The organism is Streptomyces sp. NPDC048565 (assembly GCF_040650935.1).
Lineage (GTDB): Bacteria > Actinomycetota > Actinomycetes > Streptomycetales > Streptomycetaceae > Streptomyces.
Map to the genome: position 1 here is coordinate 164264 of NZ_JBEZIH010000006.1, position 18888 is coordinate 183151.

The following is an 18888-nucleotide window of genomic DNA, read 5'->3' on the forward strand; positions in this document are numbered from 1 at the left end:
GGTGTGCCTACGCATCACGGCCGTCCAGGAATTTCCGGAGCGTCTGGACGTCGCCAGGGTCCAGGGTGATCCCGAAGATCTCCTCGGGAGCTGAGAGCAGCTCGTCCTTGTCGAGTTCCCGGAACGTGGCCGGCCCCGAGGGACGTATCTCCGTGAGCGTGCTGCCGGCGAGGAGGTGCCTCACTCCGGGCTGTGTGCGCTGGAGGACCATCTGGTGGTTGAACGGCGAGCGCGGATGCGTGAGGCAGAAGTGGTTGAGGATCTCGAAGTCCGAGGGATGGCGCACGTCCGTGGTGAAGCCGTAGAGCTCGGCCGGTCCCTCCGGCCCCAGGAACCGCAGCACGTGTTCACCGGAGGGCTCCCGTACGAGATCGAACGAGCCGTTGCCGTCCAGCCGTGCGTTCTCCGCGAGCCGGATCGGTTCGTGCGGTCCGTAGGCACCGAAACTCACGTCGTGGAGCCAGCGTTCGCCGTCGAGCTCGACACACAGGGCCACGTGCAGGGCCGGCCCGAACTTGTTCCCGGTGCGGATCCGTGTCCGGCCGGCGAACGCCGTGAACGTGAACCCGATGCGGTCGAGTACGGCCGCCATCAGCACGACCTGTTCCAGACACCAGCCACCGCGGCCCTGTCGCACGATCTTGTCCTGGACGCTGTCCAGGTCGAGCGGTACAGAGGTGCGGCCGAACAGCGCGTCGAGGTTGTCGAAGGCGATCGCGTCGACGTGGGCGGTGTGAAGGCCCCGCAGTGTGGAGAGATCGCCCGCCACCTCGCCCCGGTAGCCCACGCGGGCCAGATAGGCGTCCAGGTCGACGCCGGGGCCCTGCCACATCGAATCCGTCATGCGTAGCTCACCCTTCATGTGAACTGCCCGGCGACCATGGCCGCGAGAATGAGCCAGCCGAAGCTGGTGTTGGACACGAAGGCGTCCCAGCACGATTTCGGGTCGTCCAGATCCACCCGGACGATCAGAGAACACAGAAAGACTCCCGCGAGCGCGACGATCAGGTAGAACGCCCACCCCATCGACGTCCGGGAACCGGCCAGCAGCACGCCGCCGACACTGATCGCGGCGAAGACCGTCAGCCACACCTTGGTGGCCCCGCCGAACAGCAGAGCGGAGGACTTGACACCGATCTGGCGGTCGTACTCCTTGTCCTGATGGGAGTAGATCGCGTCGTGGATCAGGGTCCAGAAGGCTCCACCGGCGTACAGGCCGTACACCGCGAGCGAGTAGTCGGCGCTTCCGGTCGCCGCTGTCCAGCCGATCAGCGCGTAGACGCTCATCACCAGCGCCAGGAACGCCGAGGGCCAGAAGAAGATGCGCTTCATGTAGGGGTACGCGACGATCAGCGGGTAGGAGGCCGCCGCGACCAGGGACGTCTCCACGTTCACCAGCGCCAGGACCAGGAGTGCGACCACGGCCTGTGCGGCGGCGAACAGGAGAGCGTTCCCGACGCCGACCGTCCCCGATGCGACAGGACGCGACACGGTGCGGGCGACCCGGGCGTCGACTTCCCTGTCGATCACGTCGTTGACCGCGCAGGCGGCGCCGCGCACCAGCACCGCGGCGATGGCGAGAAGCACCACCGTCAGCGGGTCCGGTCGTTGCCCGGATGCGAGGGCGACAGCCCACAGCCCCGGGAGCAGGTAAAGCACGTACCCCGTGGGCCTGTCCAGCCGCATCAACAGGAGATACGCGCGGACCGAAGTGGGGCTCCTCGTGACTACGCCACTGGATATTTCGTGCAGCATCAGGATCCAATCACCATGTCACCGGAAGTTGGACCAACCCGCCGATCAGCGTGTTGAGGCGTAGCCCCAGCTCGTCCGCACCGACAGCCAGACGCAGGGTCGGGAATCGCGCGACGAGCTGGGTGAGCACCGCCTGCAGCTGCATCCGGGCCAGCGTCGCGCCCACGCAGTGGTGCGCACCATGGCCGAACGCGAGACTGCCCGTGGTGTCGCGAGTGACATCGATGCGGTGGGGGCAGGCGAAGGCCTTCTCGTCGTGGTTGGCCGCGATGATGTTCAACAGCACGAAGTCGCCGGTCCGGATCGTGACCCCGTCGATCTCGAAGTCCGTCAGCGCGTATCGCGGCATGCCGCCGTTGTGCGGATTCGGCATCGACATCCGCAGGGTTTCCTCAACCGCGCCTGGGATGAGACCCGGGTCGCGCAACAATGCCTGCCACTGGTCGGGGTTGGCCAGCAACAGCGACACACAGGTGCCGATCCGGGCCACGGTGGTCTCGTAACCACCGAACAGCAACAGCGCTGTCAGCCCGATGACCTCGTTGTCGTTGATCCCCTCGGTCGCGCAGATCCTGGAGATCGCGTCGTCGCCCGGGTTCCGCCGTTTGTCGGCGACGAGTTGCTTGCAGTAGGCGAACAACTCACCCAGCCCCTGCTTGGACCTGGCCGGGTCCCCCACGTTGGCGGCATCCTGGGTCCAGCCGCCGAACCGGTCCTTGTCCTCCTGGGGCACGCCCAGCCACTCGCACATCACCTGGATCGGCAGCGACAGCGCCAACGCCTCGCGCAGGTCCACCGGTTGCTGCCGGCCGGCCACTTCGTCCAGGAGACGCCCGGTCACTTCTTCGACGTAGGGCCGCAGCGCCTGCATCCGCTCGGGTGAGAAGTGCGGCTCCAGCAGTGCCCGCAACCGGCCATGGTCGGTTGCGAAGTCGCCCAGCAGACCGGCGAGAACGGCGGAACCGCTGTCCTTCGCCGCAGCCTGCGGATCCGGGTTCGAGCGGCTGAGCCGGTCGTCGTCGAGCAACTGCCTCACCCAGGCATGACCGGTGACCAGCCACGCTTCGTGGCCCTCGGCAGTACGAACCCGGTGGACCGTGCCCCGGGACTGGAGCGTGCGCAGCTCCGGTGCGAGCTGCAGAACATTTGTCTGCTCGAAGGGTAATTGGGCTGGGGTACTCACTGATGGCCTCCGCCGGAATCGAGGGTTCGGACCACTGTGCCGAAGACCGTCACGACGTCAGTTCGGTGTATGCGGCCGAAGTCGCTGTGCTGGATATGTTGCGCAGATATCCTCGCAATGTGAGCCCGGGGAGTAGCGCCGGAATTTACGTGATCGTTCTGATTGCCATCCTGGTGGGCAGGCCCGGGCGTGTCAACGATTGGGTGTGCGCATCTTCGGGTTTAGGAAAAACCCCAAAGAATGCGGTGCGGGACTGGATTTGGACTACTCTGTGGATTGGTGGCCGCTGGGCTGCAGCCAAGGCTGTACAGGGGGTCCGGCAGTTGAGCCGCCGAGCGGCGTGTGTCTTCTCCGCGCACGGCAACTCCCCTGCGGGCGCGGCGGAACAGGGGCGCACGCGGACGCATGCGGTCGGCCACGCCGAGGCCGCTGAACAGCCTCCGGGTCTTTCGCTCAACGCCACTGATCATTGCCGGGAATGGCTCACGGAAAGCTTGAGAGGCGGAATGGCGATGTCCATTGATTCGGGGCAATTGCGTGAGGACAGGTCTTTCGATCCGTATGGCGCGCATCGGGACGACCCGTATTCATTTCTGGCCGGCATCGGAGAGACGGAACCGATGTTCTACGCCCCACTGCTCGAGGCATGGTGCGTCACCCGGCGCGAGGACATGGTTGCCGTGCTGCGGGACGACCAGAACTTCTCGGCGCGCGACCACAATCCCCGCCCCGCGGTCGCGTTGCCCGATGACGTGAGCCACATGCTGCGCACATGGCGCGGTGCTGATGCGCTGGCCGTCGGCTCGCTCGACCCTCCCGAGCACACCAGGATCAGGGAAGTGCTCAATGTCGGGTTCACGCCTGCCCGGGTCAGAGCGTTCGAACCCACGATCCGCTCGATCGCCACCGGTCTCGTCGAACGGGTCGCGGTCGCGGAGGAGTTCGACTTCATCACGGAGTTCGCGGTGCCGTACTCCCTGGAGGTGATCGGCCGGCGCCTCGGGATACCGGAGGAGTACCTCGACCGCTGCCGCACCTGGTCCGAGCAACGCATCGAACTCATGATGGTGCGGGGCCAGGCCGATGTGGAGGGACTGCGTGAATACGCCCGCGGGCTCATGGAATTCGGAGCGTTCGCCCGGTCACTCGTGCAGGAGCGGCTCGCCTCGCCGCAGGACGACCTGATCAGTGAACTGCTCCACGAGGGCAAGGCGGGCCGCACGCTCACCGCCGACGAGGCCTCCGTCATGATCCCCACGCTGATCTTCGCGGGACACATGACCTGTGCGGAGGCGCTCGGCACCATCCTCTTCCAGCAGTTTCAGGCGCCCGGCGGCTGGGCCGAGGTGGCTGACGGGACGATCGCCACACGGGACCTCGTCGAGGAGGGGCTGCGGTTCGACAGTCCGCTCGCGGGCATGTACCGGACCGCGGTCAATGACGTCGTGGTCGGCGACGTCCGGCTGGCCGCGGGGAGCCGACTGCTTCTGCTGTACGGAGCGGCCGGCCGGGACAGCCACTCCTCCGCCTGTCCGGCCGCGTTCAGTCCGGGCAGCGGGTCCGCCTCGCATCTCGCGTTCGGGCACGGCATCCACTTCTGCCTCGGAGCCGGATTCGCCCGCGCGGAACTGGAGATCGCGATACAGGCCCTCGCCACCAGGATGCCAGGTCTGACTCCGGCGCCTGGGCCGCTGCCGCGTCACCGGCCGGTGTTTCCGCTCCGGGCGCTGACCGAGTTGCGGGTGCGGCAGGAGTGACACGCGCTCCACGGATCAGGACGGGATGGATCAGGACGCGATGAAACCAGCGAGGCCCCCGAGCAGTTTGATGGAGACGTCGGACATCTCGATCAACAGCTCGGGGGCCTCGCTGGTGGTGGTGGTGCTTTGCGGGCCGTCCAACGTCATGAGACGCCCGGGGGACGGCGCCCGCGCTCAAGCGGACCGGGGGCAGGCGGGGACCGCGCTCAGGCGCGGACCGCGGTCAGGAAGAGGTAGCCGCTCTCCGGGACGGACCCGAACTTACGCATGAACTCAAGGAGGGATGTGGCCTGTTGCTCGCCGACCAGTTCGGCCAGCTTGTCGCGGACGGTCTCCACGGCGTCGGCCATGAGCCCAAGGGTGCGGATGACGTTGTCGGTGATGTCGGTGATCTCCACGTCGACGAAACCGTTGTCGGCCAGCGCCGTCCGGTATTCGTCCACAGTGCCCAAGGAGCGCACCCCGTAGTGCTCGACGACGTGGTCCAGGACCACGCGTCCCTCAGGACTGATCGGGTCGCGCTGGATGACGTCGGCGACGGCGAAGCGGCCGCCGGGGCGCAGGACGCGGGCGGCCTCGGAGATCACCTGACCGCGGTCGGGCATGTGCCACATCGATTCGAACGCCCAGGCCGCGTCGAACGATCCGTCCGGGAAGGGCATGTCCATCGCGTCCCCGAACTGGAACGTGGCCCGGTCGGTGAGCCCGGCCTCGGCCGCGAGTTTCGTGGCATCCGCCACCTGGATCCGGCTGATGGTGATGCCCACCACGTCCACGTCGGACGTGCGGATGAGCCGCTGCGCGGGGTATCCGATGCCGCAGCCGATGTCCAGGACCCGCTGGCCGGGCTGTGCGGCGAGACCCGAGATCATCAGGTCGGTCAGGCGGTCCGTGGCCTTTTCCACGGAGCTGTCGTCCGCGTCGTTCTCCCAGTAGCCGTAGTGGATGTTGGGACCCCACGCCGAACCGTAGATCCGGCCGAACCCGTCGTACACGTTGAGGACTTCGCTGTGAGCGGGAGACTGTTCGAGCGTCATGAAGAACTCCGTATCCTTGTGAAGGTGGCAGGACGTGGCGGCAGGCCGGCGGCGGTTCAGCTCCACCGGCGGTGAGCCCGCGCATGATCCGTCCGGTACGCCACCGCGGGCCCTGCCCGTCGTCTCCAGGGCTCTCCTGGTGCGGCGCGACTCGCAGCCCGGCTTGCGAGCCGGCTTCCGGCGTATTTCCTCGTTCCTCGGCTACTTCAGTTCGAAGCGCAAGAAACCCAGCCGCACGCCCCCGGCCTGCCATTCGGTGCCAAGTGCCTGGTTCGCCAGGAGGGATATCCTCAGCTGCCTGCGGTCAACCGGTGAGAGGCTGCTGTCACTGTCCAGTGCCGCCTTCGTCCAGGCGGCACTCTCCTCCCAGAACGGCGCGGTCTCCGATGTGGCGTCCACGTCATCGACCAGTTCGAAACCCGCGGCCTCCGCGGCCTTGACGTAGTCGAGCACCGTAGCCGGTTTCGTGTAGAAGTATTCGGCCCATACATCGGCCCCATGAGGGCGTGTGATGAATACTTCCTCGATGCACACACTCGCGCCAGGACGAAGCACACGCGCCAGACGCTCGAACCACAGAGGGCGGTCGAAGTATCCACTGCTCTCGATTGCTACCGCCGCGTCATAGGGAGCGCCGTCCAGGGGCAGGCGCTTCGCATCACTGACCAGCGTGCGGACCCTCGCGTCCACACCGCATTCCCGTGCGAACCCTTCGACCACCGGCGCGTGTTCCGGCGCGTTGGTGACCGCCGTGACGTCGGCGCCGTATTCCTGCGCCCAGAAGAGCGAGCCGCCGCCGAGACCACAGCCGACGTCCAGGATCCTGCCCGAAAGCCGCTGTTCAGCGCCCCAGATCTTGGCCGCGTACCGCAGCAGACCCTCTTGATGAAGCCGGATACTGCCGCGAATGTCATCCGGTGTCACATCATCGGCGCGCAGCGGCGCTTCGGAGGAAGGGTAGTGACCCACATGATAGTGAATCCTGGGGCCCGGCCCGTATTTGCGAATGAGTCGGGCTGTTTTGTCGTCGTAGTATTGGCCAACTATTTTCACTTCATCCTGAGGGTCCAGCGCTGTTTGAGGTGAGCTTGTAAGCTCATCCAGATTCGACACGGGTCACTCCTCCAGAGCTGGGATGCCGACGACGTTGGCGAATGGCCTGTTTGAATGTCACGCTGCGCTCGCCAGGATTTCCGCGAAGGTGCCTGGTCCGGAATCCTGAGTGATACCGAAATCGAGTGGCAGCTATTGGTTTCCATCCTGGAGGGCACCCCTGGTCGTGTCAACGATGTGGCGTGCGCATATCCCGGGTTTAGGAGAAACCCTAAAGAAGGCTGCGCAGGGCCGGGTTCAGGCTATTCTGCGGATTGGTCGGCAGCTGCTGGGTGGCATCCAAATCGGTCCCGTGCGTAGACCCGCGCTCTCGTCGAGCGAGTCAAGGCCACGGAGACCAGACGTTAATCCACGGCTTCCCAGGCGATGCGCGGAGGCCAGGCATCTGTTCGCAGAATCTGGAGGACGAACGCCCTCGAAACCAACGCGACGCGATTCGGTGCCTGAAGTTTGTCGGACATGACGTGGATGTGGTAATCGATGGTCTTCGAGCTCAGGTACAGCTCTCTCGAGAGGCGCCCGCTGGTGAAGCCGGCCGCAACACCCTCCAGGATTCTGACCTGGATCGAGCTGGGAACCCAGCCACCGACCGGCTGGGACACTTCGCAGCCATTCTGATCAATATCCATGGCACCCATCCATTCCGTACAGCCCGGCTGTGCTGTGTCCTTCGGATGATCTGGTGTGCACCAGGGGGAGTCCTGGTGAAGAGCTGAGCGATTTCCTTGTTCCGGGTGTGGAGTCGTCCACGACCGCCCCGGGGAGATCCCTGGGGTGCGTTTCCGGTGCGAATCGGCGGACTCAGGCCGATTGTCTCCAGTCGAGTGAGTGGACCGACCGCAGGGAATTCGCCGGCGGAAGTGTCAAACAGTTGTCAACATGGTGAACATTCTGCAAGTGTGTCATGACACCTCTTCGCCTTCTGCCCCGCTTCGCCGTGCGGTGGAATTCTGATGCGGAGGCGTGGTCGGTATCTGGGCGCCCGGCATCATCGCAGGTCATCCGGGTTCCTTTCCGAAATTCGGCTAGCTGCCGGAATCGGCCCTACCGGATGTGAGTCTCTGTGAGCTGTCCTAGCCATGTCAACGACGTGCGGCCAGCCTGGCGGGATTTATGCCCAGCAATCGGGCATGCGGCCGTGGGTGCGAATCGCCGTGAATTCCTGCCCGATGATCATGCTTTCGCCTGGCTTGGGCGTTTTAGGGGGCATGTAATTTTCCAGCCAGGATTCGCTGGTATGCGTCTGCGGGGTGGTGCGGATAGGCGGCCTGTGCGGCGTCAGGCTCACACCTGAGCGGCCGGCCGCCTTCCGTCGCCATGTCGTGTACGTATGAGGTACGGGACGTTCAGGCGGAAAGCAGACTGACAGAGACCGTGTTCGGGCATCCCTGTGCCCGAACAGGGGGTCTCTCCGACAGGGGTGGCCGGAATTGTGTGCCCGGCCTCGCTTCCGCGCGAAACCGCCGTCGACGGTCACTCGCCCCTGCCCACGTCGTCCAGAAGCGCGACAGCCGTCGGCATGGTCGCACTGCCACGGTGCGCCGAAGGGCCCCTGTATCAGCCGGCGGACGACCGGCTGGGGGCAGCTGTTCGAGCGTTCGGTGAGGCCGCCCACGAATCCCGACATCGCGTACCCCAGCGGCCAGTGGGGGAGCACGATCAGGGCGCGGTGAGGATGATCTTGCGTGGGTCTGATGGAAGCGGAGCCGTTCGGCGGTCTCGGCGGTGGTGTCGAAGGACAGGGCCATGCCGGTCAGCGGCCGCACGCGTCAGTCGGCGACAGCTGTGAGCAGGTGGTGCCCCGCGGCAGCGATGACGGCGCCGAGTACGGCGGGCCGGGTGAAGCCGAAGGAGACGCCCGCGACGCGCAGACGGCGCTGAGGGCCCCGAGGCCAATGGTGGGCCGGGCCGTGTCGAGGCGTCCGATGTTCACCACGGCACAGTCGACGCCGGTGGCGGGCAGGGGTCTCGCGCGAGCGGAACCTGGAGCGGTTCGTGACCGGGCGGCCGCCGTACTCGATCCCGGTCCGCCACCGGCGTCGAGGCGGAGGTGCGGCCCTCCGCACGCCGCCATGGCATGGGCACCCTCACCTACAGGCTGCTCTCCGGCAGCTTCCGCAAGAACGCCACCGGGGCCACGTCTCCGCGGCGGTCGCCTTCGTCATCAACCACGCCGGCGGCATCTCGGCGATCATCGGGCCCGCACCATGGAACAACTGGAGGCCTTTCTGCCTGCCGCCGATGTCACGGTGGGCCGACCCCTTGCACTGTCGCGTCGGGCCGGTAACGGCACGGTGGCATCGGCGGGCGCGGCCGATGCCACCGTGCCGTGGGCGTCAGGCCAGGCTGCTGCGGAGGGCTTTGACGCGTTGCGCCCCCGCGTCGAAGGCGGCTCCGTCGAGAGTGCCGGCCGTCAGGGCGTCGCGCAGTGCGGCCACCGCGTCGTTCCCCTGGCCGAAGTCGCGGGCCGAGCACAGGATCAGGTCCATGCCGGCCTCGGCGGCCATCACGGCTCGCTCCGCCACGCTGCCGTAGTCCTCGAGTGCCCCGGCCTCCAAGGCGTCGGTGATGGTCACGCCCTTGAAGCCGAGCCGGTCGCGCAACTCGCCGACCACGGTCGGAGACAGGCCGGCGGGCAGAGCGGCGTCCAGCGCCGGGTAGACGGCCCAGGAGAGCATGACCAGCTTCGCCCCGGCGGAGATCGCCGCCCGGTACGGCACCTCGTCGACGCCGCGCAGGGTGGCCGCGGACGTGGTGAGGGTGACGGGCCCCAGGTCGGTGTTCTGGCTTGCCGAGGCGGGACCGAGGCCGGGGAAGTGCTTCGCGGTGGCCGCCACCCCGGCGTCCTGCTGCCCGGTGATGAACGCCGAGCCGCAGGCGCTGACCGAGCTCGGGTCCTTGCTGTACGACCGCTCGTACTGGTCGGTGAAGTCACCGGCGGTGCGGTAGACGTCGAGCACCGGCGCCAGGTTGACGTTCATGCCGACGCCGGCGAGGTTCAGGCCCGCGCCGGTGCCGGTGTACGTGGCCTGGCCCTCCGGGTCGGACGAGGCGCCGACGTCCTTGGCGGACACCACCGGCTCACCGGGCAGCCGGCGCACCATGCCGCCCTCCTGGTCGGTCATCAGGAGCAGCGGGGCCTTGACCGGCGCGGACGCGTTCGCCTCGTTCATCTCCTGGACCACGCCCTCGATCTGGCTCAGGCTCTCGATGTTCTCCCCGAAGAAGATCACCCCGGCCGCGTGGCCCTCTCTGATCGCGTCCAGCAGCTTGGCCGGGGGCGTGAGCCCCGGGTAGGAGTAGACGACGCGCTGTCCTGCGCGCTGCGTCGGGGTCAGGTCGGCCGACGGGGACAGGCCGGTTTCGGGACGCCGCACGGCAGCGGCCGTCCGGTCCGCCATTCCGAGGCCGCCGACCAGGACCGCGGTTCCGGCGAGCAGAGCGCCGCGTCTGCTGAGGGGTTGCTTTGCTGCCGAGCTCATACTTCTCTCTCCTTCGCGAACTGCCGGTGTGCCGGACCTGGGTTGCCGGAGGGCGAGCGGGGCGCGCCCCTGGCGGAGCGGGTCCGGACGGCCCGCTCCGCCAGGGGCGCCGATCACCAGGTGCTCAAGGCCGTCATCAGGGGGTGTTGTTGGCCAGGGCGAGCAGACGCGAGCGGTCGCCGTTGAAGCGGTCACGGTCAACGTTTCCGGATACGCCGCTCACGGAGCCCGTGGAGGAGTACTGCCAGACGGTCCAGGACGGGAACCCGCTCGGGATGGTCGGGCTGCCCGCGGAGGTCCAGTGGGCGACCCACAGCGGGCTCTTGGCGGACATGCCGCTCCAGCCGCCGGTGCAGGAGTTCCACCAGCTCGGGCTGGTGTAGATCACTACGTCACGGCCGGTCCGGGCCTTGTACGTGTTGTAGAAGTCGAGGATCCACGACTGCATCGCCGCAGCCGACTTGCCGTAGCAGCTGCCCTCGATGTCCAGCACGCCGGGCAGTGTCAGATTGTCGCGGGACCAGGCGCCGCCGCTGTCGGCGAAGAAGTTCGCCTGCGCCGCACCGGTCGAGGCGTCGGGACGCGCGAAGTGGTACGCGCCCCGGATCACGCCGGCGTTGTAGGCGTTGACGTAGTTGGTGCTGAAGGTCGGGTCCTTGTACGTGGTGCCCTCGGTCGCCTTCATCCAGGCGAACTCGATACCGGCGTTCCGGACCGAGCTCCAGTTGATCGAGCCCTGGTAGTGGGAGATGTCGACACCCTCGGGGTTCGCTCTGAGGCTCGGGCCTGCCGAGTCGTCGAGGTGTAACTCCCGCGTGTCCGGCACGAAGTCCTTGCTGTCCTGGACGTAGCCGACGCCCATGTAACCCTGGCCCACGGGCACGGGGTTGTCGGACGGCAGCGGCGCCGATGACGCGGTGCCTGCCGTCATGCCCAGCATCAGCGCCGCACTCGCGCCGACGGCGCCGATCACAGTGAGTCCCCGCCTGGGGGCCTTCGCTGAAAGAATTCGGGAGAACAAGTTTTCCTCCTATTAATCTGAGGGTGAGACGGAGTTGTGCTGGTGATGCTTCGGTGCGGTTGCTCCACCCGCGCCCGAATTGGGATGTGCGCGACGAGCGGAAAGGATCAAGGGCTTGTCGGCGGAACTCCTGGGCCATCCGGCAGACACGAACAGCAACTCTGCGAGCCGCACCGGCCGGTGGAGATCACCACGTCACCGTCCGTCCTGGACTCGCTGATCACGCACGTATCCTCGTGACGGACCTGGTGGCGGTGGCTGCGCCCGAAGGGCACCCGCCGCGCTCGGTGTTTCCGCTGTCGGCAACATCACCTCCTCGACGTGTCTCATCATGGGAACTCAGGTACCGCTTTCCCATTTCGATCTACGCGCGTCGCTTGATGCGGACACGTCATGGTGCATGAAAATGCGCGCGCGGTAAAGAGGGTCCCGATCCGTTAGAGGTCCAGACCAATGTTCACTTCGGTGAGCTGCAGAAACCGAAATGGCTCTGCCGGAAGTTTTAGAAATGGAAACAATGGCACCCTTGGATTCCCGAAGACCGCTGATGTCCGCGTATGCGTACGACGGGCCCGCCTCGGGGAGGGTCGGAGAGCCGTCCCGTGCACGCCGTGCTTGTCGATGAGGATGAGTTCCAAGGCGCTGGCGCGAGCTCGGGCGCCTTCGGGGATGGAGCCGCTCAGGTACTTGTCGGTGAGCAGACCCTGCGCGAGCGGGCTGTGCACCACGATCCCGAAACCGTCCTGTGCGGCCAGGTCGATGAGGCCGTTCAGCTCGGGTCCCCGGTCGAAGAGGGAATACCTCGGCTGGGGCACCACGAGCGGCACGCCCGCGGAGCGCGGCAGCACGGCAGCACGGCCGCCCGTGGGCCTGTTGGGGCAGGTAATTGGAGAGGCCGGCGTAGAGCGCCTGGCCCGAGAGCGGGCAGCCGGAGCGGCAGGTCGAGATCTTCGCCCGGATCGATCGCGGGACCACAGGGGACTACCTGGGCACTCTCATCATGGAGTGCTTCATCGACGGCGTCGACAACGTCACCGCGGACATGCTCGTCACCGAGCACAAGAAGCGGTGCCGCGGCTGCGACGCCCTCAAGGACAGCCTTCCGGTGGTGTTCGTCCCGCATGCCTCGGGATCGCCGTGACGACGCCGGCCGTGAGGGACCGGGTCGTCGACGCCCCGACGGCGGCCGCCGTGTCCTCGGGATCGCGGATGTCCTGGAGATCTCGCGCTACGGCGCACTGCTCGACTCCCGGCCGGCCGCTTCGTACAACGGCGTGGTGGACGAACCGAGGACCGGACACGTTCCGCACGCGGTCCACGCTCACTCGAGCGAACTCGTCGCTCCCGACGGCCTGCTCCGATCGCCGACGGAACTGCGCAAGTGGTTCCTGTTCCGTCGGGCGATCGGCGGCCATGACGTCGGTGCCTACTGTGGTGGTGGGGTGTCCAGTTCCCTGCTGGTCTTCGTCGGGGCCCTGCTGGGCCGGCGGGTGGGCCTGTTCGACGGTTCCTGGTCCGTGTGGGAGCGCGATTCCTCTCTGCCCGTCCAACAGGGCACCGCCCTGAGCCGGTCCGCCGCGGTCGACCCCGACTGCGTGTGAATGGTTCGCGAAGCGTCGCCCGGGGCGCTGCCCGGGACGAGCGTCACAGCTCCGGTGCGTGTTCGATGAATGTGTCCAGCACCCCGTCGGCCACCTTGACCGGGCCCTGCGGCCTGGTCGTGTCCGGGATGGTGGTGAACGCGGCGGCCTGCTCGGCCAGGTCGGCGGCCCTGGCGAAGTCCGCATCCCCGCTGCCCGAATGCAGTTGGGCCCGCAGTCCGTCCAGGGTGGCGTTCAGGGCGTCGCCCCATACGTCGAGGGCGTCAAGCCAGGGCTTCGTCTGTGCCAGGAAGGCCGGGTCGCGCACACCGGCGCGTATCTGCTCGGGCGCTCCGGCCAGTACGTCGGCGTAGGCGGCGAGCTTGCGCAGTGCGGCCTTGCGATGGGCGGGGGAGCCGCTGTTCCAGGCCTCGGTGAAGTCCGCCAGCCGCGCGTTCAGTTCGGGTGCCTGCGGCTGCCAGTTCGTGTCGCCGAAGGTCGGCGCGAGATGTTCGGTGTCGAAGAAGGCCAGCAGAGCCCGCGCGGTGGCCGGGTCACCGTCGGCCAGGTAGGCGGCGGCCGCGCGCCAGGTGCGGTCGGGGTCGTAGTCCTCGTCGTTCCAGGCGAACGACGCCCCGCCGAACAGTGCGACCTTGCTCGCCGCGGCCTGGTTCATCGGGTTGAGCACGATGCCGCTCAGCGCCTGGTGCAGCCCGGCCTCGCGCTTGTCGTACGGGGCCATCAGCAGCCGGCCCGTCGTCTGTCCGTAGTCGTTGACCGGGTAGTTGTCCCAGAGGAACACTTTGCGTCCCCACACCGCGGAGGCGGCCCGGGCGTCCTCCAGGCTGATCGAAGGCGGTACGACGTCGGTGCCCGTCCACTGTACGACCACCTTCGGGTCCAGTTGCTCGCGCAGCACGGACTTGTAGGCGGAGTCGGCCGTGTCGGAGTACTCCGTGGGCACGAACTGGAGCGGCTCGGCGTCCGCGTGGGCGTCGATGAAGTCGTGCTGTACGGCGTTGAGCAGGTCGGCCTGCGCCTGTCCCGCGCCGGCCTTGCCGGGGGCGCCGTATTTCTCCTGGTCGGCGTCGCAGTTCCACTCGGTGTAGCTGATGTCGTCCAGCGCCACGTAGAAGCTGCGGGCGCCCTGCTCGTAGAGGGTGCCCAGCTTTTCCTCGAGAGCGTTCACATCATCGGGGTCGCTGTAGCAGACGGACAGGCCGGGGGAGAGCGCGTAGGTGAAGTCGACGTGGTGGGCGGTGGCTTGATCGATCAGTTCACGCAGGTCCGCGAGCTTGTCGGCCGGGTAGGGTTCCCGCCACTCCTCCCGCAGATACGTGTCGTCCTTCGGCGTGTAGATGTAGGTGTTGGCCTTGATGTCGCCGTAGAAGGCGAGTTGGTCGAGCCGGTCGCTGTGCGACCAGGGTGCGCCGTAGAAGCCTTCGATGCTGCCGCGAAGAGGCATCGCCGGGTGGTCGGTGACCGACACGGACGCCAGGCTGTGTTTTCCGGTCACCAGCTGCCGCAGTGTCTGGGCGGCGTAGTAGATGCCGTCCCCGTCGTTGCCCGCGAGCACGACGCTGTCGCCCCGGGAGGCGAGTGAATAGCCCTCCGTGGCCAGGGTGTCGGGGACGGTGCCGCCTGCGGCGCGCAGGGCGTCGGTCACCGGCCGGTCCTTGATGGAACCGGCCACGACGGTCAGCGTCGCTCCATGGCCGCGCGAGGCCGATGCCCCGTCCCCGGCCGTGCTCGTGGTGATGTGGCGGGCCCCGGCCGAGGCCAGTGCCCGCTGGATGACATCGGTGCTCGAGGCATCGACGTCGTCGCCGAGAACGAGGTGCACGCGTTTCGGGACACGGAGGTCGGGCCCGGCCGACGTCATGTGCTGCGGGGTGGGGGTGACGACGGGCAGAGCCGTCGAGGCGGAGGCGCCCGGGGAGGGCGACGGCGCGGTGGCGGCAGGCTCCCCGGCCGCCTGGGCGGGAACGGAGAGCGTGCCGAGGGCCAACAGGACGACGGCGCCGAGAAGCGGGAGCCGGGGGACGCGGGGACGACTTCTGGGCATACGGATCACTGCACCTCCACGGAAGTGGACCACCACGTACAGGTGGTGGAGTGGTCTAAACCACCACTCGTCGGCGTCGGTGTCAAGATCGCGCCCCGGAAATGTGCGGCGGCGACCCGCCGCCGTGCCGGTCGGGTCGGGTGATGCCGTCCATCAGCAGATCGAGCAGGCGCTCGGCCTGTGCTCGTTGCCCGGGGGCTCCGCCGGCGAGCGTGACGCCCGCCAGGGCCATGAGGATGTCGGGGGACGGCACATCCGCGCGGACCACGCCCTGGGCGACTCCGGCCAGGCGGAACTCCTCGATGGCGCCGGTCAGTTGGTCGCGTGTCCGCGAGCCCAGCCGCTCGTCGCCCCGCAGGAGGATGCTGAGCGTGTCGGCCATGCCGTGCTTGGTGGCGATGTAGTCGAGGACGTGGGACATCCAGGCCCGGAGCGCCAGGTGGGCGGGCAGCTCGTGCAGGAGGCCAGGGGCCTCGGCGGCGAGGCGGGAGGTCTCGTAGCGGTAGGTGGCGTCGACGAGTTGTTCACGGGTCGGGAAGCGCCGGTACAGCGTGCCGATCCCGACGCCCGCGTCCTTGGCGATCTGCTTGAGGGTCGCGTCGGCGCCGTCCCGGGCGAAGGCCGCTGCGGCCGCGACGAGCAGCTTGTCCTCGTTGGCCCGGGCGTCGGCGCGGGCCGGCCTGTCGGGCGTATCGGTCATGGGTGTTCCCTTCGGCTTGCCATCCGGAGTCGGCTCCGCTTACCGTTGCAGACAAGCGGAGCTGACTCCGCTTACCGGAACGGTAGCAGGCGCTCGCCACCCGTTCCGGCACACAGCCGCGTCCATGGAAGGGCGGTCCACGCCATGCGATACCGCACGCTGGGAAGTACTGGAGTCCAGGTCAGCACGCTGTGCCTGGGGTCGATGATGTTCGGGGCGTGGGGGAACCGCGACCACGACGACTCGATCGGCATCATCCGCACCGCGCTCGACGCCGGCGTCAACATCATCGACACGGCCGACGTGTACGCGGGTGGTGAGTCCGAACGCATCGTCGGGAAGGCCGTCGCAGGGCGGCGCGACGACATCGTCCTGGCCACCAAGGTGTCGAGCCCCATGGGCCCGGGACCCAACGAGCGTGGCGCCTCACGGCGTTGGATCATCCGTGCCTGCGAGGCGAGCCTGCGCCGTCTGGGGACCGATCACATCGACCTCTACCAGGTGCACCGGCCCGATCCCGACACCGATATCGACGAGACGCTGGGGGCGCTCTCCGATCTCGTCCGTGCGGGCAAGATCCGCTACGCGGGATCCTCGGCCTTCGCCCCATCCTCGATCGTGCAGGCGCAGTGGACCGCGGAGCGACGGCAGCGCGAGCGGATCGTCTGCGAGCAGCCGCCCTACTCGCTCCTCGTCCGGGGGATCGAGGCCGATGTGCTGCCCACCTGTGAGGCGTACCGGATGGGTGTGCTCGCGTGGAGCCCGCTGGCCGGTGGCTGGCTGTCGGGCCGCTGGCGCCGCGACGCGAAGGGCCCGTCCAGCCACCGCACGCGGACCATGCCCTTCCGCACCACGCTCTCGCACTACGACCTGGACGTGCCGGGCAACCAGGCCAAGCTCGATGCCGCCACCGAACTCGCCCGTATCGCCGACGAGGCCGGGCTGACGCTGGTCCAGCTGGCGCTGGCCTTCGTCACGACGCACCCCGCGGTATCCGCGGCGATCATCGGCCCCCGCACCGCCGAGCACCTGCGCGGCCAGCTGAGCGCCGCTGATGTCGTCCTGGAGCCCGAGGTGCTGGACCGTATCGACCGCGTCGTGGCACCCGGCACCGACCTCAATCCCGATGACGCCGGTTATGGCGCGGCCGTCCTCGCCGACCCGGCGCGCCGTCGCATCGCCGTCCGGTGAACCCCGCGCGCGGCCCCTGGTTCCGCTTGCTCCGTGCGGTCGGTGGCCGTCGCGGAAGCCTGTCCGGTGTCCACCCGCTCAGCCGACCAGCAGCACGAGCTTCCCGCGCACGCGGCCTTCCTCGCCGAGGCGGTGCGCCTCTGCGATGTCGGCGAGCGGGAACGTCCGGACGGCGGGGGGTATGAAGCGTCCGGCCTCGATCAGCGGGCCGATCTCGTCGAGCACGTACAGCGCGCGGCCGGTGTCGCCGCGACTGAATCTCACTCCGTGCTCCTGCGCGCCCGTGAAGTCGGCGATCGTCAGGACGTTCGCGGGGGTGCCCGCGAGCCCGATGAGTTCGGGCAGTACGCCGCTGCCGGCGGCATCCAGCGCCAGGTCGGTGCCGCCGGGAGTCAGTGCGCGGACTCGCTCGGTCATGCCATCGCCGTAGCTGACGGGTTCCGCTCCGAGCGAGCGGAGGTACGCATGGTTGGCCGGCCCTGCGGTGCCGATCACCCGTGCCCCGCGTGCCACAGCGAGCTGGACCGCGGCGCTGCCGATGCTGCCCGAGGCGCCGTTGACCAGGAGCGTGTGGCCTGCCCCCGCACCGAGCTGGTCCAGAGCGCGCGCGGCCGTCTCCACTGCGGATGGAAGCGCCGCGGCGGTCGCGAAGTCGAGCGAGGGCGGGATGGGTGCGTAGTGGTCCAGCACCGCTGATTCGGCCTGGGCGGCGCCCTCGCCGGAGAGGCCGAACACGCGGTCGCCGACGGCGACGCCCGACACGCCGTCGCCGAGTTCGTCGACGACGCCCGACGCCTCGTGGCCGAGGGTCTGCGGAAGCTCCTGGTCCATCAGACCCTGGCGCTTCTTCCAGTCACTGGCGTTGACACCGGCCGCGCGCACCGCGATCCGGACCTGACCGGGTCCGGGGCGCGGATCCGGGAGATCTGCGATGTCCAGGACATCGGGGCTTCCGAACCTGCTGAATCGCGCTGCTTTCATCGTTCGCTCCGGTCTCCGACCTGGGGTTCAGGTGTCACAGGCCCGGCGCCGCCGGGTTCGTCTTCATCGCTTCGTGCCTCCATCACAGCAGAGGGCACTGACAACCGGGACCGCTGCCATCCTTGCGGCGTGTCACTAAGTGACATACTGTCGTTTGAGGACGTACGAAGGAGGGGTGGCACCGGCGCATGACGACGACCAAGCGAAGCGCAGGGGGAATGAGCGAGCAGCGCCGTCTGCGGTTGCGGCTGGAGATCTCCCGGGAGGCGGCGCGCCTGTTCTGGGAGCAGGGCGTGGCTGCCACGAGCGGTGACCAGATCGCCGAGGCCGTGGGGCTCTCGACGCGGACCATCTGGCGGCACTTCCGCAGCAAGGAGAGCTGTGCCGAGCCGATCGTCATGCAGGGCGTCGTCACGCTGATGACGGTGCTGCGCGACTGGCCCCTGGGGCGTTCCCTCGAGGAACACCTGGCCACGGAACTGGTCGAGCTCCGTCACCGGACGCCGCCCGTCGATCTGGCCGACGAGATGCTCGCGATGAAGATGATCCGGCTCGCCGACACCGAGCCGGCGCTCCGTACGGCGTGGTTGATGGCCTGCGACCAGGTCGAACGACAGATGTGCGGGATCATCGGCGACCGCATCGGCCGTCCGGCGGACGACATCGAGGTCCGCGTGCACGCGGCGGCCACCGCGTCGGTCGTGCGCGTGCTGGACGAGCACATCGGCAGGGCTCTCCTCGCCGACGCCGACCTCACGGAGCTCACCGACGTGGCTGCACTCGCCCGGCGCTACGCCCACGCGATCCGTACGGCCACCGGCGGAGTCATCGGCGACCCCGTCGCCTGAGGACACCGAGGCCACACGGTCCCCGCCGGAGGACACCGAGGCCACAGGGTCCCGTCCGCCCGCACGGCCGACGCGGTCGAACATCCGCGGACCGACATCCCGGCACCCATCCGCGAACCCGACAACCGGGCACCCGACATCCGCGCACAGGCACGCGCGCACAGGCGTCGGC

Annotated in this window: 17 protein-coding genes; 5 read left to right on the forward strand and 12 right to left on the reverse strand. The window is 68.1% G+C overall.

The features are described 5' to 3' along the window. Positions 1-7: 7 nt before the first annotated feature. From AB0C75_RS10090 to AB0C75_RS10100, 3 genes are all read right to left on the reverse strand, one after another. Positions 8-844: an arylamine N-acetyltransferase gene (locus AB0C75_RS10090; RefSeq protein WP_362888905.1), complete on the reverse strand. Its 837-nt coding sequence runs from the start codon at positions 842-844 to the stop codon at positions 8-10. Positions 845-858: 14 nt separating this feature from the next. After that, the gene (locus AB0C75_RS10095) at positions 859-1686 is read right to left on the reverse strand and encodes a UbiA family prenyltransferase (RefSeq protein WP_362888907.1); all 828 of its coding nucleotides are present in this window, start codon (positions 1684-1686) and stop codon (positions 859-861) included. 79 nt (positions 1687-1765) lie between these two features. Beyond that, positions 1766-2938 (reverse strand): cytochrome P450, encoded by a 1173-nt coding sequence (locus AB0C75_RS10100; RefSeq protein WP_362888909.1) that lies wholly within the window; start codon positions 2936-2938, stop codon positions 1766-1768. Between the two features lie 512 nt (positions 2939-3450). Between AB0C75_RS10100 and AB0C75_RS10105 the strand changes: the two genes are divergently transcribed. Next, positions 3451-4695 carry a cytochrome P450 gene (locus AB0C75_RS10105; protein ID WP_362888911.1) on the forward strand — a complete coding sequence of 415 codons (1245 nt, stop codon included), beginning with the start codon at positions 3451-3453 and terminating at the stop codon, positions 4693-4695. 209 nt (positions 4696-4904) lie between these two features. Here the strand turns inward: AB0C75_RS10105 and AB0C75_RS10110 are convergent, their stop codons facing one another. From AB0C75_RS10110 to AB0C75_RS10135, 6 genes are all read right to left on the reverse strand, one after another. Then, a complete protein-coding gene (locus AB0C75_RS10110) occupies positions 4905-5735 on the reverse strand; it encodes a methyltransferase domain-containing protein (protein ID WP_362888913.1) in 831 nt (276 codons plus the stop codon). Positions 5736-5936: 201 nt separating this feature from the next. Continuing rightward, positions 5937-6848, reverse strand: a complete 912-nt coding sequence (locus AB0C75_RS10115; protein WP_362888915.1) for a methyltransferase domain-containing protein — start codon at positions 6846-6848, stop codon at positions 5937-5939. 344 nt (positions 6849-7192) lie between these two features. Beyond that, a complete protein-coding gene (locus AB0C75_RS10120; RefSeq protein ID WP_362888917.1) occupies positions 7193-7477 on the reverse strand; it encodes a LuxR C-terminal-related transcriptional regulator in 285 nt (94 codons plus the stop codon). Between the two features lie 1707 nt (positions 7478-9184). After that, positions 9185-10330 carry a glycoside hydrolase family 3 N-terminal domain-containing protein gene (locus AB0C75_RS10125; RefSeq protein WP_362888919.1) on the reverse strand — a complete coding sequence of 382 codons (1146 nt, stop codon included), beginning with the start codon at positions 10328-10330 and terminating at the stop codon, positions 9185-9187. A gap of 136 nt (positions 10331-10466) precedes the next feature. Continuing rightward, the gene (locus AB0C75_RS10130) at positions 10467-11270 is read right to left on the reverse strand and encodes a GH25 family lysozyme (protein WP_362889180.1); all 804 of its coding nucleotides are present in this window, start codon (positions 11268-11270) and stop codon (positions 10467-10469) included. 518 nt (positions 11271-11788) lie between these two features. After that, entirely contained in the window at positions 11789-12199 is a 411-nt protein-coding gene (locus AB0C75_RS10135; protein ID WP_362888921.1) for an aldo/keto reductase, read from the reverse strand. Between the two features lie 152 nt (positions 12200-12351). Between AB0C75_RS10135 and AB0C75_RS10140 the strand changes: the two genes are divergently transcribed. Together AB0C75_RS10140 and AB0C75_RS10145 are read left to right on the forward strand one after the other, a co-directional pair. After that, positions 12352-12492, forward strand: a complete 141-nt coding sequence (locus tag AB0C75_RS10140; RefSeq protein ID WP_362888922.1) for a hypothetical protein — start codon at positions 12352-12354, stop codon at positions 12490-12492. After that, positions 12473-12952: a rhodanese-like domain-containing protein gene (locus AB0C75_RS10145; RefSeq protein ID WP_362888923.1), complete on the forward strand. Its 480-nt coding sequence runs from the start codon at positions 12473-12475 to the stop codon at positions 12950-12952. The genes AB0C75_RS10140 and AB0C75_RS10145 overlap by 20 nt, the downstream gene beginning before the upstream one ends. A 43-nt stretch (positions 12953-12995) precedes the next feature. Here AB0C75_RS10145 and AB0C75_RS10150 read toward each other — a convergent pair whose 3' ends face one another. Together AB0C75_RS10150 and AB0C75_RS10155 are read right to left on the reverse strand one after the other, a co-directional pair. Beyond that, positions 12996-14996, reverse strand: coding sequence for a beta-N-acetylglucosaminidase domain-containing protein (locus tag AB0C75_RS10150; protein ID WP_362888924.1), 2001 nt, complete (start codon positions 14994-14996; stop codon positions 12996-12998). Between the two features lie 82 nt (positions 14997-15078). Beyond that, on the reverse strand, positions 15079-15696 hold the full coding sequence (locus AB0C75_RS10155; protein ID WP_362888925.1) for a TetR/AcrR family transcriptional regulator: 618 nt from the start codon (positions 15694-15696) through the stop codon (positions 15079-15081). Positions 15697-15840: 144 nt separating this feature from the next. Here AB0C75_RS10155 and AB0C75_RS10160 point away from each other — a divergent pair, with 144 nt between their 5' ends. Beyond that, positions 15841-16887: an aldo/keto reductase gene (locus AB0C75_RS10160; protein WP_362888926.1), complete on the forward strand. Its 1047-nt coding sequence runs from the start codon at positions 15841-15843 to the stop codon at positions 16885-16887. Positions 16888-16965: 78 nt separating this feature from the next. On the opposite strand, the gene AB0C75_RS10165 is transcribed toward AB0C75_RS10160, so the two are convergent. Continuing rightward, positions 16966-17868 (reverse strand): NADP-dependent oxidoreductase, encoded by a 903-nt coding sequence (locus AB0C75_RS10165; RefSeq protein ID WP_362888928.1) that lies wholly within the window; start codon positions 17866-17868, stop codon positions 16966-16968. Positions 17869-18056: 188 nt separating this feature from the next. On the opposite strand from AB0C75_RS10165, the gene AB0C75_RS10170 reads away from it, so the two are divergent. Further along, positions 18057-18716, forward strand: coding sequence for a TetR family transcriptional regulator (locus AB0C75_RS10170; protein ID WP_362888930.1), 660 nt, complete (start codon positions 18057-18059; stop codon positions 18714-18716). Positions 18717-18888: the final 172 nt, after the last annotated feature.